General features: G+C 31.4%; 7 protein-coding genes and 1 pseudogene. 3 read left to right on the forward strand and 5 right to left on the reverse strand.

The window, feature by feature from the left end:
* From HXZ69_RS09700 to HXZ69_RS09710, 3 genes and pseudogenes are all read left to right on the forward strand, one after another.
* Window positions 1–234: pseudogene (locus HXZ69_RS09700) on the forward strand (IS481 family transposase); the annotation flags it as partial.
* 143 nt (window positions 235–377) lie between these two features.
* Entirely contained in the window at window positions 378–1,655 is a 1,278-nt protein-coding gene (locus HXZ69_RS09705; protein WP_038337098.1) for a DUF389 domain-containing protein, read from the forward strand.
* A gap of 1,709 nt (window positions 1,656–3,364) precedes the next feature.
* Window positions 3,365–3,619 carry a hypothetical protein gene (locus tag HXZ69_RS09710; RefSeq protein ID WP_286495823.1) on the forward strand — a complete coding sequence of 85 codons (255 nt, stop codon included), beginning with the start codon at window positions 3,365–3,367 and terminating at the stop codon, window positions 3,617–3,619.
* Window positions 3,620–3,900: 281 nt separating this feature from the next.
* Here HXZ69_RS09710 and HXZ69_RS09715 read toward each other — a convergent pair whose 3' ends face one another.
* From HXZ69_RS09715 to HXZ69_RS09735, 5 genes are all read right to left on the reverse strand, one after another.
* The gene (locus HXZ69_RS09715) at window positions 3,901–4,722 is read right to left on the reverse strand and encodes a helix-turn-helix transcriptional regulator (protein WP_286495824.1); all 822 of its coding nucleotides are present in this window, start codon (window positions 4,720–4,722) and stop codon (window positions 3,901–3,903) included.
* Between the two features lie 108 nt (window positions 4,723–4,830).
* Window positions 4,831–5,478, reverse strand: a complete 648-nt coding sequence (locus tag HXZ69_RS09720) for a DUF6266 family protein (protein WP_286495825.1) — start codon at window positions 5,476–5,478, stop codon at window positions 4,831–4,833.
* A 2,057-nt stretch (window positions 5,479–7,535) separates the two neighbouring features.
* A complete protein-coding gene (locus HXZ69_RS09725; RefSeq protein WP_286495826.1) occupies window positions 7,536–8,840 on the reverse strand; it encodes an OmpA family protein in 1,305 nt (434 codons plus the stop codon).
* Between the two features lie 18 nt (window positions 8,841–8,858).
* Window positions 8,859–15,158: an MBG domain-containing protein gene (locus HXZ69_RS09730; protein WP_286495827.1), complete on the reverse strand. Its 6,300-nt coding sequence runs from the start codon at window positions 15,156–15,158 to the stop codon at window positions 8,859–8,861.
* A 2,909-nt stretch (window positions 15,159–18,067) separates the two neighbouring features.
* Window positions 18,068–18,262 (reverse strand): hypothetical protein, encoded by a 195-nt coding sequence (locus HXZ69_RS09735; protein ID WP_084106967.1) that lies wholly within the window; start codon window positions 18,260–18,262, stop codon window positions 18,068–18,070.
* Between the last annotated feature and the right edge of the window lie 84 nt (window positions 18,263–18,346).

An 18,346-nucleotide genomic window follows, 5' to 3' on the forward strand; every position in this document is an offset into this window, starting at 1 on the left:
TTGTAGATAAATTTCCTTTCAGAATTAATACAATTCAAACAGATAACGGACATGAATTTCAATCAAAATTTCATTGGTATGTTTAAGATTTAAGAATGAGACACAGGTTTATAAAAGTAGGAAGACCTTGGTTAAATGGAAAAATTGAACCATCTCATTTAACTGATAAAAAAAGAGTTCTATCAACTTTTAAGCTATACTAATGATCCCGATCTAAATCAAAAATTAGGGGAATGAGAAAAATTTTATAATCTAAATAGACTTTATGTTCATTTAAAGTAAAAACACCTTATTAAATACTAAAATCAAAACTAAAATAATTATATTTAATGCCTACGTAGTGATGAAGTACGACAATTAATATCAATAAAATGTCTATGAATAGAATATACAAATTGCTCAATCTACATATTGGAGAAGAAGATAAGAATAAGGTCAAAGAGGATGTACAAAGTAATATCTCATTTAAAGGAGCAAATTTATGGATTTTAGCATGTGCTATTTTGATAGCTTCAATAGGTTTAAATGTTAATTCAACAGCAGTTATTATAGGAGCTATGTTAATTTCACCTTTAATGGGACCAATTGTAGGTTCTGGTTTTGCATTAGCAACTTATGATTTTACCCTATTAAAGCGATCTACTAAGAATTTGTTTATTGCAACATTAGCTGGATTGGTAGTTTCGTGTTTATATTTTTATTTAAGCCCATTTAAAGAAGTAGAGTCAGAAATATTAGCCAGAACATCGCCTACAATTTATGATGTCCTAATTGCTTTTTTTGGAGGTGTCGTAGGAGCTATATCAATAACAAGAATTGAGAAAGGTAACCCAATACCAGGGGTAGCAATAGCTACTGCATTAATGCCACCATTGTGTACAGCAGGTTTTGGTTTAGCAACTCTCAACTTTAAGTTTTTAGCGGGTGCATTATATTTATATAGTATAAATTGTTTTTTTATTGCCTTATCTACATTTTTGGTATTGAAATATTTGAAATATAAGCCAATACAAACCCAAAACCCTGCACTAGACAAAAAAGTACGACTAACTATAACTGTTTTGATGTCTTTATTAATTTTACCTAGTTTCTATCTAGCCTATAATCTATTACAAGAAAAAAGATATACACAAAACGTAAATACATTTATCCAAAAAGAGTTTCAGTTGAAAGGTAAAACTATTATTTATAAAAATGTAAACTTTAGATCAAATCCAAAACGTATTGAACTTGCATTTTTAACAGAGAAATATGATAGTTTACAAATAAAAGAATTTAATAATAAGCTAGCGGATTTTGGTTTAGAAAATACAACTTTAGTTGTTCGACAAAATAATAGTGATTTAAAACAAGAAATATTAAGTGAAATAAATAAAAATCAGCTAAACGTAACAGAAAAAGATTTACAAATACAACAATTAAAAACACAAATAGAACAAAAAAAAATTGGAGATGCTACTACTGAACGTGAAATAAAATCCTTGTTTCCTTCAATACGTTATGTTTATTTTGGGATTATTCAACATTATAGTGATAGTTTAAAAGCAAAACCAATAGTGATATATCATTCAGAACAAGAAATTGATGAAAATCTATTGCATAACTGGTTGAAAATAAAATTAAAGAGTGATAATTTAGCATTGATTAAAGAATAATATTTATTTTTCGATTCTAAAAATCAGATTTAGAAGATGTTACAATATTTTATATAATAAGGTTATTTATAATCTGATAATCCTATTTTGCTGAACGATATAATAATACGAATTCTTAAGTTAAATTTTTTTAATGTTTATTCTTATTTTGAATTACGTCAAAACCTTTTTTCTCGCTACAAAATTCTTTCAGAATTCCACTCAAAATGATGGTTGTATAGTTGAAATGAGTAGAATGAATAACGTGATTAAATTAAACTTTATTTGACTTGGTTCAGCAACAATTCGAATGTAGACTGAATAGCTTTAAGTGATTGAAACTTGACGAGCTGTGAACGAAATTGGTAGGTGATGAAGGGGAATGATTGCTAAGGATGTAGATGTTAGATATTCGATTTTCGATTTGTGAAATGTATTATGTATTATGTATTATGTAAAATGTATTATGTATTAAGTAGTATGTTTTCAGATTAAGGATGAGGTTTTGAGATATCAATATTGAAAAAAGAATAAAAACGTAAAACTTATTACGTAAACATATCGCTCACTAATCTTTTTTACGCTTGTTTCAATGGATTGAAACTCGTCTGCAAATCGTATGTCGATTTGGAATTTGTTGTTAAAAGGGATTATAATATTGAAAAAGGATGAGAAACCGGCATTAAAACTCTCACGTTAAGAAAATGGTTGAATGGAGCGTTAAAAAGGTTTTAGCCCGTAGGGTTTTTAAAATCTTTAGTGGAATGAGGGCATTTTTAGTAGAGAGGTTTACGGCCAAGTCTTTTTTCGTTAGTTTTTTTGACGAAAAAAAGTGACAAAAGATTCTGCACTTCGATTGCCTCAGTGCCCGTATTAAAAGTGACTACGAATTTTAATTAAAAAGAAGGATTATGAAAAACTATATTCATTCATTTTTATTCATTACTTTTTTAATTGTTTTTAAATGAATTCATATGCCCTTCGGGGAAGTCTTGACACAAAAACATTTGAAATTAAAAATTTGAAATTAAAAATTTGAAATTAAAAGGAGAAGCTCCAGTGGAGCTTAGGTATAATGCTTACAAGTCGGTCAATAACGACTACTCGCTAAATTCATTTCTGCTTCTTTTATCGTCAGTCAGAGTGACGTTTGTAAAACGTTGTATCGAAGACTTAGACGATAAATAACAATTACTCGCTAAATGCTTAACTATGTTCATTTTTACCTTGATGAAAAAACATTTGAGATTAAGAGGAGAAGCTTGATAAGCTTCGGTATATTACTTTTTATTCATGGGTTATTATTGTTTTCAAATGAATTCATATACCCTTTGGGGAAGTCTTGATCAAAAAGTAATCAAAAGTTATTCATATGATTTATTATTATTTTTAAGGTATTCATGAATGCAAAGCATTACAAGACTGCGATTTTCGACGTTCAATTCTCATCTCACGCACTAAAAAGATTAAATGATTCGCATACGCTCACTAATCTTTTTAACGCTCGTTTCAATGGATTGAAGCTCGTCTGCAAATCGTATGTCGGCTTTAAAATTCTTATTTAAAGCAATCTCGACTCTTCAACAATGACGATTTATAAATTCGTTGTTAAAAATGAATTTTAGTATAGAAAAAGGATGAAGAAACCGGCATTAAAACTCTCACGTAAAGAAAATAATTTAAGTTTTAAGTATTGAGTTTTAAGTAATAAGTTTTTACAAAATTTATGAATGAAAAAAGGATTAGAAAAATGTCATATGATTTGGAGACGAGAGTCAAAAAAGTTGAAAGTTATGGTTAAAATGTTTGAGTGGAGCGTTAAAAAGGTTTTAGCCCGTAGGGTTTTTAAAATCTTTAGTGGAATGAGAACATTTTTAGTAGAGAGGTTTACGGCCTTGACTTTTTGGTTACTTTTTAGTCAAGTAAAAAGTGACATTAAAGAATTTTTAATCTCAAATGTTATAAAAAGTGGATTTGAATATTGAAAAAGGATGAAAACGTTAAACGTAAAACTTATTACGTAAACATATCGCTCACTACGCCGAATTGAAACTCTACTTTTCAGCAATGACGGTTTATAAATTCTTTGTTAAAAAAGGATTTGAATATTAATAAGAATAAAAATAAAAACGTAGAACTTAATACGTGTCACGTAAAACTAAAAAAAACACGTAAAACGTTAATCGTGAAACTTATACCAAGACCGTTAACCTATAAACTCATCGAACATCGAGAAGACAGTGAGATGTGACTGTACTTCGATAGTTTAGATAATTAATCGAGGAATTTCTTTTAAAGGAATTTGGTGTTTCGCAAATGTACGTTTTAAGGTAGTATAAGTGGAGAAACCACTTTGAATGGTAATGTCCTTGAATGGAGCATTGGTAAACATGATCAATTCTAATGCTTTCAACATTTTTAATTTTTGTTCGTATTCCGTAAAGGAGCAGTTGAAATAGTAGTTGAATCCTTTTTGAATTTCATAGTAAGTAAATTCCGTATCTGCTGTAAAAGCATAAAGTGTTTGGTTTTTTTGCAGGCATTCTTTGTAAATTAATTTGAGTTTTTGAATGGGAATATGATAAAATTTTTTCCAGTTTCCTTTCAATTCTTGGCTTTTGACTTGGATCGAAACACAATAATACGCAAATTGATTTTGTTTGTGTCGGTGAACAAAACCAGCGAGATGGTGGTAGCCGTGTGATAAACCTGAAATATCAATAAGAAAAGGAAAATATTGGTTTTGATTATAAGTGATTTGTGTGTTGTTTTTTAAAAGTTTGTAAAGTGCTTCTATGTCAACATTAAAATCTATTGATAAGGTTGGGGGACGTGGACATTCGCAGAGGTCATTGAAGTAAAAAATTAATTGCGGAATAAACAAAATCTGTGATTGATAATCTTGTATCGCAAACAAATTGATTTTTTGAATAAAGCCAAATGCATATTCAATCATTTGCATATACTGTTTGTTTAGGATATCTTGTTTTGCTTCGACTTGTGGTTCATTTTTCTTGATTACATCTCCATATCGATGAATAAAAAAGTTCAGGTACTTGATATATTCTTCATATACTTCAATTTTCATACGCTTAAAAATTAAAATTGAAAATGGTTGTAGTAAAGATGTATTTGTCTAATATACAATAAATTATAATATAAACAAAAATCCCCTCCAAAAGTAGAGGGGAAGTGATTAAAGTACAGTGACTTGACCTAAGTAAACAGATGGTGCAGCGTCTTGCTTTATGACGGATAAAAAACTCATCCATACATGTACATCTGTTCCTTGATATTTGGGTAGAAATTGGAGTACATATGATTCTTCGGAGCGTTTTACAGTTGTTTGTACAACCGTTGATTGTGCTTTTGTATTCCCATCTTCTACATACAATATAACCAAGGTGTCATTTTGATCCACAAGTTCTGTTGCATTATTGGTCCATGTAATCGTTGCCGATAGTGGATCGTCTGCAATAACATTTACAGGTTGTGGTTCGAGTAAATTACCTTTTGTGAATTGAATAGCATCATAATCAATAGAAAAGGTTAAGGTATCCATATTACAAGGCATAGATTGTAATAAATTTGCCATGGCTTGATTATAAGGCGATTTTAAACCAGCTCTTTTTCCGTAATAGGTTTTAGCCAATGCTTTATACCCTTGTATAAACTGCACAGCAAAATTGAATCTGTCTTTTATGACTTGTTGTTTTGGCGTTGGTATACGATTTGATTTTCGTGGTCGTATACGAGAAATTTCATTTCCTTCGATATTCGAAACAACAATTCGTCCTGTACGTCCTCGCGTACCCGACAATAGAGAATCTGTAATTTTTCCCATTTTTAATAGATTTTAAATTAAACTTTATTTGACTTGGTTCAGCAACAATTCGAATGTAGACTGAATAGCTTTAAGTAATTGAAACCTGACGAGCCGTGAACGAAATTGGTAGGTGATGAAGGGGAATGATTGCTAAGGATGTAGATGTTAGATGTACAATGTATTATGTATTATGTAAAATGTAGATGTTAGATATGAGATATGAGATTTGAGAAGTGAGATTTTAGAGTTGTATTATGTACAAAGTAGATGTTAGATGTTAGTATTGAGAGGGTTGTTGTACAATGTATTATGTATTTGAGGTTAAGAATGTGGTTCTGAACATAATTACGAGAATAAGAAGATAATTAGTAGTTCATTATTTTATTACGTTCATTTTTATTCATGAGTTATTATTGTTTTCAAATGAATTCATATACCCTTTGGGGAAATCTTGACACAAAAACATTTGAAATTAAAAGGAGAAGCTCCAGTGGAGCTTAGGTAAAATTGTTATAAGTTGATTAATAATTTTACATTCATTTTTACCTTGATGAAAAAACATTTGAGATTAAGAGGAGAAGCTTTATAAGCTTCGGTATATTACTTTTTGCTTGATCAAAAAGTAATCAAAAAATCAAGACTGCGATTTTCGACGTTCAATCTTCATTTTACTCTCTAAAAATCTTAAACGATTCGCTATCGCTCACTAATCTTTTTAACGCTCGTTTCAATGGATTGAAGCTCGTCTGCAAATCGTATGTCGGCTTTAAAATTCTTATTTAAAGCAATCTCGACTCTTCAACAATGACGATTTATAAATTCGTTGTTAAAAATGAATTTTAGTATAGAAAAAGGATGAAGAAACCGGCATTAAAACTCTCACGTAAAGAAAATAATTTAAGTTTTAAGTATTGAGTTTTAAGTAATAAGTTTTTACAAAATTTATGAATGAAAAAAGGATTAGAAAAATGTCATATGATTTGGAGACGAGAGTCAAAAAAGTTGAAAGTTATGGTTAAAATATTTTACTGTTTGCGTAGCAAATGATTTAAAACATTCAATGGCTGAAACTTATTTTGACCGTCGAAAATCAAAGACAAGTCTTTTTTCGTTAGTTTTTTTGACTATTCCCCGAAGGGCATATGAATACCGATAATTAAAATAGAAAAGTAATGAATAAAAAAGTGATAGAAAGGTTATTCTCGTTTTTCAAAACTATATTTCATTCATTTTTGTCTTGACACAAAAACGAACCAAAAAAGTCAAGTCTGTGCTTACAAGTCGGTCAATAACGGCTACTCGCTAAATGCTTTAGAACATTCGCATATGAAATGCGAACATAAATCATTTTTAACGCTCTTTACGCCGAATTGACACTCGACTTTTCAGCAATGACGGGTTTGAATTCATTGTTTAAAAGGGATTTTAATATTAAAAAAGGAGTTAAAAAACCGACGATTTAGAATCGAAATGCAATTCAAGTTTAAATTATTGAAATAAAAAAAGTTGGAGTATCTGAGTGGAGCGAGTTGCCAACTTTATGGAAATAATTTATTTAAAATACCTGAGCCATACCATGGCTCCTCCTTTTAATCTCAAATGTTGTTAAAAGAGAATTTGAATATTGAAAAAAGAGTTAAAAAACCGACGATTTAGAATCGAAATGCAATTCAAGTTTAAATTATTGTAATAAAAAAGTTGGAGTGTCTGAGTGAAGCGAGTTGCCAACTTTATGGAGATAATTTATTTAAAATACCTGAGCCACACAGTGGCTCCTCCTCTTAATCTCAAATGTTTTTTGGATGAGCAAAAAATGAAAAAAAGAAATAAGTATTACCTGAGCCATACCATGGCTCCTCCTCTTAATCTCAAATGTTTTTTGCGCTCTTCCCTGTAAGGCATATGAATTCAATATTCATAAAATAATATAGGTCATGAATAAAAAAATGAAAAGAAGATTCTGCACTTCGAGTTCCTCAGTGCCCGTGTTTAGAATGACATAAAAATCCCTTTATCTAAAAAAGACAAAGGGATTTATTTGAATGATATCAATAACTAATGAATAAAATAGAAAATTATTCTTTTAAATTGATTTCAACTCGTCTATTTTTCTGACGATTGTTATTATTTGTATTGGGGTAAAGCGGAGCTGTTTTACCCTTCGAAATGATTTCAATCTTTTCAGTTGGAATACCTTTATTAATTAGGTAATCAGAAACAGCTTGCGCACGTTGCATACCAACTTGTAGATTTCTATTTTCTGTACCTATATCACATGTATGTCCAGTTATTTGAATAGATTTCCAATCATGTTTTTTTAGTAAGTCAGCAATTCTACTCAATTGCTCTTGTTGATTTACAGAAACAGTTGTAAGACCTAAATGATGAAAAATTATTGGCTTTTCTATTTCTTTTTTGTCACTATCTGATAAATGTTTTAACTCTGGTATTTCTTGTTTTATCGGTTCTTTTATCGGTTCGACTACTGAAGGTAAAACTTCTTCTTCCAAACTAGCTTCTTCTATTTGAGGTGGCGAAAGTGATTGTGTTTTAGATTTTCCAATACCCAATCTTATTTGTATACCATATGCCAGTAGTTTCGATTGATCCATCATGTTTGATGATCCTAACACACCATTTGCCAGTTGAGTCATCTTTTCTGCTTCGTAGTTTACCAGTGGACTATTGACTGCAACTTGCTTAACCATATCATTCAATCCATAATCGAGATAAACTCCTGTATAAACTCTAACTTTGTCCGATAATTTGAAACTAACACCTGTTTCTGCGCTCAAAGTAAAACCTGTCTTTAGCTTTGTCGAGTTTTCAGCTTTCCAATCATTTAATGTTCCAAAACCATGTTGTGGTAAGTTTGTTAACTCTACATTAAGGTCTTCGTAATAACCACTTGTTTTAATCTCATTTACGTTAATTGTAGATTTTTGACTAAATGGAAAGACTACTTTTCCTCCTGCATTGATATAAAATTGTGTTGTTCCTTTGGTATGGTATTGAACCATTAACGGGATACTTACGCCATAAAATCGACTTTTTTCTTGATAACCTTTTGTTTGTACGCGATATTCGAAAGCATCACCGTCGCTATCGACTTGATACGTACTGTTTATTTCATCATTTAAACGAGTTGTATTGCGAAAGAGCGAAAATTCTGCTCCTGTTATCAGGCTCCAATTTGTGTTGATAAAGTAGGTGTAACCAACACCTACTTTTCCACTTGTTTTTAACGTTGTTTTTCCATTATAAACATTATAATTTAAACCTTGAGGTCCACCATTCAACGTAATACTCCATTCTTGTGCTTGTCCGATATTTCCTATTAGAGCTATAGCAATGCTTAATATAAATTGTTTTTTCTTCATCGTTTTGAGGTTCAAAAGTTAATTCACTAATAATTTTACAGATTCACGTTTACCATTTTCTAAGAATAAATAAATGATATAAATTCCTGGAACCATAGGAACTTGAGTTACCACTTCTGGTGATACTTGATTGATCTCTTTGTTCAATTTACCTGTGATATCTGTTATCATAATTTTGGCACCTTTCAATTCTTCAGATGGATAATCTGCTTTAATGGTAAATGTTGTCCCTTGTCGCGCAGGATTTGGAACTACTTTTACACCTCCTTTGTGTTGACCTGCAACAATAACCAATGGGCATGTTTCCATAGTGTTTCCATCTTTGTCTTTCACGACTAACATGTAACTACCATTAAGCGGAGTCGGAGATGTATAATATTGTCCTTGAGCACCTACAATTGCTTGTCCATCTTTGTACCATTGCCAGCTCACAAAATCATCTGATGAATTATCGAAAATTAAGACATCCTCCCATTTTTTCTTGACTTTTCCAATTAATCTCATGTTCACTTGTTTTATGACATGAGTTGCAGGTAAATAATTGTTATTTCCATCTTGCTGTGCTGTAATATCTACAGAACCTTGTTTATTAAAGGTCAAACTATTTCCAATAACAGCTGCAATAGTTGAATTGGATGATGTATAATAAACTGGTAAATCACTTGATGCCGTTGCATTCAATACCAATGTATTTTCACCATCACAACCAATTGTTAAGTCTTGTGTCCATGTGATTACTTGTGTTGCTTTATTAATCGTTAAATCAGCAGTTAGCGTTTGATCTTGATAGTTATTACCACCAGTAATATTCGCAGTAACGGTATATGTACCTGCTTGTGATTGATCATTGTTTACATAGTTAACCGTTGTTCCTTTTGGTAACAATCCAACAATAGCTAAGGATTTAGCTGTTCCATCGTATGTAAAATTATTGTCATTAAATGTAATACCTACTAAACTAGCTTTAGTAATCGCTAAGTCCGCTTTTTGATATGTAAAGTTATAGTTTGCTGAAGCAGTTAATGTTCCTTGAGTTATTGGATAATTTCCTACGTTTTCTCCTGCATCGCGTGCTAAACTTCCAGTCAATTGATCTGTTCCAATTAATTGCCCTGAGGTAATTTGATACGTTAAACTTGGGTCATTTGTTCCATAAACTTTAGACTTCGCATCAGCGGCTACTGTTAAACTAGCTGGTGTAATCGCTAAGTCTGCTTTTTGATATGTAAAGTTATAGTTTGGTGAAGCAGCTAATGTTCCTTGAGTTATTGGATAATTTCCTACATTTTCTCCTGCATCGCGTGCTAAACTTCCAGTCAATTGATCCGTACCAATTAATTTTCCTGAGGTAATTTGATACGTTAAACTTGGGTCATTTGTTCCATACACTTTTGATTGTGGATCAGCTGTAACGGTTAAACTAGCTGGTGTAATCGCTAAGTTTGCTTTTTGATAAGTAAAGTTATAGTTTGATGAAGCTGCTAATGTACCTTGAGTTATTGGATAATTTCCTACATTTTCTCCTGCATCGCGTGCTAAACTTCCAGTCAATTGATCCGTACCAATTAATTTTCCTGAGGTAATTTGATACGTTAATGTAGGATCTGTACTTCCATAAACTTTAGATTTTGAATCAGCAGTAACGGTTAAACCAGCTTTAGTAATTTCAAAGTCTGCATTTTGATACGTCAATGTATAGTTTGCAGAAGCATTTAATGTACCTTGATTGATAACATAGCTTCCAACATTTTCTCCTGTATCACGAGCTATAGCACCTGATAATACCTCAGAACCGATTAATTTTCCTGAGGTAATTTGATACGTTAATACCGGATCATTCGTGCCATATACTTTAGACTTTGCATCAGCAGTAACTGTTAAACCAGCTTTAGTAATGTCAAAGTCTGCTTTTTGATATGTAAAGTTATAGTTTGGTGAAGCTGCTAATGTACCTTGAGTTATTGGATAATTTCCTACATTTTCTCCTGCATCGCGTGTTAACGCACCTGTTAATTGATCCGTACCAATTAATTTTCCTGAGGTAATTTGATATGTTAATGCCGGATCTGTACTTCCATACACTTTTGATTTTGAATCAGCAGTAACGGTTAAACCAGCTTTAGTAATGTCAAAGTCTGCTTTATTAAATATAAAATCATAGTTCGAAGAAGCATTTAAAGTTCCTTGATTGATTGTATAGTTTCCTACATTTTCTCCTGCATCGCGTGCTAAACTTCCAGTCAATTGATCCGTACCAATTAATTTTCCTGAGGTAATTTGATAGGTTAATGCCGGATCATTTGTTCCATACACTTTAGACTTTGCATCAGCAGTAATGGTTAAACTAGCTGGTGTAATCGCTAAGTCTGCTTTTTGATATGTAAAGTTATAGTTTGGTGAAGCAGCTAATGTTCCTTGAGTTATTGGATAATTTCCTACGTTTTCTCCTGCATCGCGTGCTAAACTTCCAGTCAATTGATCCGTACCAATTAATTTTCCTGAGGTAATTTGATACGTTAATGTAGGATCTGTACTTCCATAAACTTTGGACTTCGCATCAGCTGTTACTGCTAAACTAGCTTTAGTAATCGCAAAGTCTGCTTTTTGATATGTAAAGTTATAGTTTGGTGAAGCAGCTAATGTTCCTTGAGTTATTGGATAATTTCCTACGTTTTCTCCTACATCACGTGTTAACGCACCTGTTAATTGATCCGTACCAATTAATTTTCCAGATGTAATTTGGTAGGTTAATGCCGGATCATTTGTGCCATACACTTTTGATTTTGAATCAGCAGTAACGGTTAAACCAGCTTTAGTAATGTCAAAGTCTGCTTTATTAAATATAAAATCATAGTTCGAAGAAGCATTTAAAGTTCCTTGATTGATTGTATAGTTTCCTACATTTTCTCCTGCATCGCGTGCTAAACTTCCAGTCAATTGATCCGTACCAATTAATTTTCCTGAGGTAATTTGATACGTTAAACTTGGGTCATTTGTTCCATACACTTTTGATTTTGAATCAGCTGTTACTGTTAAACTAGCTGGTGTAATCGCTAAGTCTGCTTTTTGATATGTAAAGTTATAGTTTGTGGAAGCAGCTAATGTTCCTTGAGTTATTGGATAATTTCCTACATTTTCTCCTGGATAGCGTGCTAAACTTCCTGTCAATTGATCAGTACCAATTAATTTTCCTGAGGTAATTTGATACGTTAAACTTGGGTCATTTGTTCCATACACTTTAGATTGTGCATCAGCAGTTACTGTTAAACTAGCTTTAGTAATGTCAAAATCTGCTTTTTGATATGTAAAGTTATAGTTTGGTGAAGCAGCTAATGTTCCTTGAGTTATTGGATAATTTCCTACGTTTTCTCCTGCATCGCGTGCTAAACTTCCTGTTAATTGATCCGTACCAATTAATTTTCCTGAAGTAATTTGATACGTTAATGTAGGATCTGTACTTCCATAAACTTTTGATTTTGAATCAGCAGTAATAGTAAGAGCTGCCGGAATAATTGTTAATGCTTGTGTAACAGATACTGCAGTTACATATTCATTATTACCAATTTGCGAAGCAATAATGTTTACTTGGCCTACAGCTTTTGGAGTTACAATCCAAACCGAATTAACGCGATTTACTTCTGCAATTGTAGGATCTGAGCTTGTATAAGTAATTTCTAATCCAGAAGAAGAAGTTGCTGTTAATGGTTTTGCAACATCTCCATACGTTATTAATGCAAATGGATTGAATGTAATCTGTTGTGATTTTTTATCAATATTAACCGTAGCTGAACTACTATTATTAGATGGATTAGGATCTAAAATTGGAGATGAAACAATAGCTGTTAATGTTTCAGACCCTATAGTATTTACTTGTGATGTTAATGTCAAATGTTTAGTTTCACCTTCATTTATGTTTCCTATACTCCACATACCTGTTCCATTATTATAAGATCCTTGGCTAGGTGTAGCTGAAACAAAATTAATACCTTGTGGTAATGTAATATTGACAGAAACATTATTTGCATCATCTGGTCCTAAATTAGTTGCAGTTACAGTAAAATTTACCGTTTCATTTAATTCAGAGATTGGTTTGTCAATAGTACTTACAACAGCTAAATCACTTTCTCTAGCATCTACTAAAACTCCTGTTGTTGATCCGACACCATTTAAAGTTAAATTAGCATCATTCCCTGCAAAATCTTTAATGCTACCTTCATTAAAATTTAACGATTTAACTTTAATACCATCTGCATCGTAATCACTTCTTTGTACAATGTATCTAAATGTTAAGCTACTTGTATTTGGCAGCGAAACATAATTAGCTTGTACTGTTTTTGTTCCTATTTCAATTGAAATAGTAGGAACTGCCGTTAGATCTATAGCCTCAGAAAAATTAACAATAAAATAAAGTTGTTGATTTTTTGTGTAAGTTGTATTTGGAGGTACTGAAAGTGAAGTGATTATTGGAGCTGTTTTATCTATTACAAAATTTACTGTTGCCGTATTACCTGCATTATCAGTAACCATGATTGTATAATGTCCTTCTGACGAAACTACACTACCAGAACTGAAACTACTACCATTTAGTGTTGCCGTTCCCTCACTGAAAATAATAGTGCGATTGGTATTGTATATACCATTATTTGTTACGCCTGAAACTGAAGGTGCAGTATGGTCGATAGTATAAATCTCACCACTGGTAAATCCACTAACAGCATTATTATCAGCATCTTTTATTCCTGTACCATTGTTTAAATCTAATCTAATCGTTCCATCTCCTGACAAACCTGTTATAGTTACAGTATAAGTAGTCCCCGATCCAGTTACATTAGAAATACTACCGATTGTATTACCTATAGAAGTTAATGTAAAATCATCAGTACTAACACCAGTTACATCTTTCGAAAATTCCACATTATATTCTACTGTATTTGCATTTGTAGGGTTGGTACTTCTTCTTGTAATTGATGATACGACTGCTGGAATTGATGCTGGCTGAGTAACTTGAAGATTATTAATTGTAAAAGTACATCCATTGTCATCGGTAATGGTAACAGAATAGGTGCCTGCAGTAAGATTTGACCTGTTCTGAGTTGTTATTCCGCCTCCCCAATTATAAGTATAAGAGCCGCTACCGCCTAACGGCGAAATATTTATTGCTCCATTATTTCCACCATAGTAACTCACGTCAGTAATAGTAATAAATCCTGGTATTATAGCCGGATTTTGAGCTATAGTAAAGGTTTTTGTTATAAAAGTTCCTTCATTATCTGTTATTGTAACAGTATAATTATTTGGAGATAAGCCAGTGGCAGTTGCACCATTTCCTCCCGATGGTGACCACGAATAGGTATACGGAGATTTTCCTCCCGAAGGTACAACTGTTGCCTTTCCGTTGTTCACACCATTACAAGCAATTGTTTGTGATTGAGTAGCAGATAGGGCAGGATTGGTTGTAAAAGATTTGACATCTCCATAAGCAGTCCCCGCGGCATTTGTCGCATAGGCTCTATAATATAGTGTTGTAGCTGCAGGCAATGAAGTTGCATTTATAGTAAACGCACCACTTCCATTGGTTGTTGCAGCTACATTTGTAACTCCTGGCCCATTTAGTACTGGGTTTGCTGTCGTTGACCAAACAATTCCTCTAGCACTTATTGTTGTTCCGTCATCAGTATTTGATCCTCCTACTGTAACTGTTTTGGCTCCTAAGTTTGTTACCGTAGCATCTGTTGTTACTGTTGGCTGGTTACTATATTTTTCCCAAGTAAAAGCATCAAGCCCCATGTATGCATAATCACCACCTGCCGTAATAACTAATTCATCAATAACAATATTAGAATAGTTCTGTCCATTCAAATTTGTTAAATCAATAAGTGTATGGCCATTCGCATATTTTATATCAGTATTAAAACCTGATGTTTTAATCGTACTATATTTGGTTACACCGTTTAATTTCCCTACTATTGTTAATGTCCCTGTAATAGATTGATTATCATAAACATCACTAAGATAGATCCAAAAACGATTCATTCTAAATAAATTGGATGTTGTCTTGATGCTAAAAGATGCATTTGCAGTCGGTAGAGTATTATTATCTATAAATTGATTGTCTGCCGAAGTGCCGCTCCATCCCCAACCATTTGATCTATAAATATTAAAAGTACCTTTATGTGAAATGATATTAAAAACAACACCATTATCGGTAAAATTGATACTTCCTTGAGATTCTGTTTCAAAAGTTTCTGTACTTGATTGTGCATTTACTACAATAGTAATAATAAACCACAACCAAAAAAATAAGTAGAGTTTTCTCATATTATTTGTTTTTAATTTTTAAAATAATTTGAGATAGTAAAAAAGTAGTCTTACAAATAAAGAGACAAAAACAGTTATTTCCTAATTTTAGGGGGGGACAAATAGGGGGACATTTGTAATGGTTTACGTTTTTAGAATACGGCAAAGTATTGATTTTGATTTTGTTAAATTTTAATAAATAGGAATATTATATTCATTAAGTAAATAATTTATTTTACTTTGTGTTTGTTGTGTATTTAAGAGTTGTATATTTTAATTTATTAGTAGTTTAAATATATTAAGTATTAAAAGCTTAGGTACATTTGTTCATTTTTTATTCATGAATTATTTTATACCCTTCGGGGAAGTCTTGAGGTAAGTTAAAATATTGTAAAAAGTATTATGTAAAAAGTAGAATGTATTAAGTATAAAGTAGATGTGAGGTGTTAGTATTGAGAGGACTGTAAAATGTACAGATTAGATGTTAGATATGAGAATTGAGATTTTAGAGTCGTAAAATGTATTTGAATATTGAAAAATAGTCATAAAAATGTCATATGATTTGGAGGCGAGTGTCAAAAAGTTGAGGGGCATGGTTAAAATGTTTGACTGTTTGCGTAGCAAATGATTTAAAACATTGAATGGCTGAAACTTATTTTGACCGTCGAAAATCAAAGACAAGAGTTTTTTGATTACTTTTTTGCTCATAAAAAAGTGATAGAAAGGTTATTCTCGTTTTTCAAAACTATATTTCATTCATTTTTTTATTCATGAGTTATTATTGTTTTCAAATGAATTCATATACCCTTTGGGGAATCTTGATAAAAAAAACATTTGAAATTAAAAATTTGAAATTAAAAGGAGAAGCTCCTGTGGAGCTTAGGTACATTTATTCATTTTTTTTCTTGATAAAAAAAACGAACCAAAAAAATCAAGTCCGTGCTTACAAGTCGGTCAATAACGGCTACTCGCTAAATGCTTTAAATCATTCGCATATGAAATGCGAACAGTAAATCATTTTTAACGCTCACTACGCCGAATTGACGCTCGACTTTTCAGCAATGACGGTTTATTAATTCATTGTTAAAAAAGGATTTGAATCTTGAAAAAGGATAAAAAACCGGCATTAAAACTCACACGTTAAGAAAATAATTTAAGTTTTAAGTATTGAGTTTTAAGTAATAAGTTTTTACAAAATTTATGAATGAAAAAAGGATTAGAAAAATGTCATATGATTTGGAGGCGAGTGTCAAAAAGTTGAAAGTCATGGTTAAAATGTTTTACTGTTTGCGTAGCAAATGATTTAAAACATTGAATGGCTGAAACTTATTTTGACCGTCGAAAATCAAAGACAAGAGTTTTTTGATTACTTTTTTGCTCATAAAAAAGTGATAGAAAGGTTATTCTCGTTTTTCAAAACTATATTTCATTCATTTATTATTCAATACTTTTTTAATTGTTTTTAAATGAATTCATATGCCCTTCAGGGAACCTTGATGAAAAAACATTTGAGATTAAGAGGAGAAGCTCCAGTGGAGCTTAGGTACATTTATTCATTTTTTTTCTTGATAAAAAAAACGACCCAAAAAAAATCAAGTCCGTGCTTACAAGTCGGTCAATAATGGCTACTCGCTAAATTCTTTAAATCATTCGCATATGAAATGCGAACAGTAAATCATTTTTAACGCTCTTTACGCCGAATTGACGCTCGACTTTTCAGCAATGACGATTTATAAATTCATTGTTGAAAGTGGATTTGAATATTGAAAAAGGATGAAGAAAATGGCATTAAAACTCACACGTTAAGAAAATAATTTAAGTTTTAAGTATTGAGTTTTAAGTAATAAGTTTTTACAAAATTTATGAATGAAAAAAGGATTAGAAAAATGTCATATGATTTGGAGACGAGAGTCAAAAAAGTTGAAAGTTATGGTTAAAATATTTTACTGTTTGCGTAGCAAATGATTTAAAACATTCAATGGCTGAAACTTATTTTGACCGTCGAAAATCAAAGACAAGTCTTTTTTCGTTAGTTTTTTTGACGAAAAAAAGTGACAAAAGATTTCTCGATACCTCGAAATGACATATTGAATGTGATTCTGAGACAAGCTCAGAATGACAAAATTCGTAAAACGTTAAGCGTAGAACGCAAAACTTAATAAAACCTATGTTTCTATTGTGGTTAGAGAAATAATGTGTTAAAAAGTGTTAAAATTCTGTATCGGTGTATATCGAAAATGACACTTTTCTGTATCGGCTGTGTATCCGCGCTGTATCCATTCTGTATCCATTGTATATCCGTTCCGTATGGTTTGTTCGGTGTTCGTGTATCGGTGTTGAGTTGTAAAATGTAGTATGTATTATGTAAAAAGTATTAAGTAAAAAGTATTAAGTAAAAAGTATTAAGTATTAAGTATTAAGTAAAAAGTATTAAGTAAAAAGTATTAAGTAGTATGTAAAAAGTATTAAGTATTAAGTATTAAGTAAAAAGTACAGATTAGATGATTGATTTTAGATGTGAGAATTGAGATTTTAGATTTACAAATTATGGGAGGAGAAATTCTTCACCCTAGCTAAAAACAGTAGTTTAGATTTTGTTTAGGCAAAAGCAAAAAGAGAAATAAAAGTTTATTTCTCTTTTTTTTGTTATTTCACTAAATGGGTAAGAATACCTCTGATAATATCGTGTTGTAAATATAGGTTTCGCTTGCCTATTTGATATACGTTAAAATACTTTTTTAAGCGATACCTTCGTAAGGTGGATTTTGAAATTTGTAATAGGGTTGTTACTTGATGTTCTTCCATTAAAATGGAATCGTTGAATTGGATAATATTATTTTTCCAATCTTGTTCCAATTCATCTATTTTTTTGATAATAGAATTGAACCATTGAACCGAAAATATAGTTTTATCGTTCATAATTTTTTGTTTTAAATTGATTCTTGAAAATCGAGAGGATTAATGTTATACACGTCGCAAAACTCTCTTAGACTTAACATGTCGTCTTTTGATTTACCTACTTTTTGTTTGGCTTTTTGTAATAAGCGAAGACTTTGCCTGTAACTTCTTCCGGTGGCATTTTGAATGTCTTTCGCATAAATGATCATTCTTTTGTTTTTTTTCATATTTCTTTTTTTTTTTTGATTGTGGAATTAAATTAAATAGAACTATATAGCTTGTTGTTGTTGCTGGTATTATTTGTTTAGTTT

It is taken from the genome of Empedobacter sp. R132-2, assembly GCF_030324375.1.
Lineage (GTDB): Bacteria > Bacteroidota > Bacteroidia > Flavobacteriales > Weeksellaceae > Empedobacter > Empedobacter falsenii_B.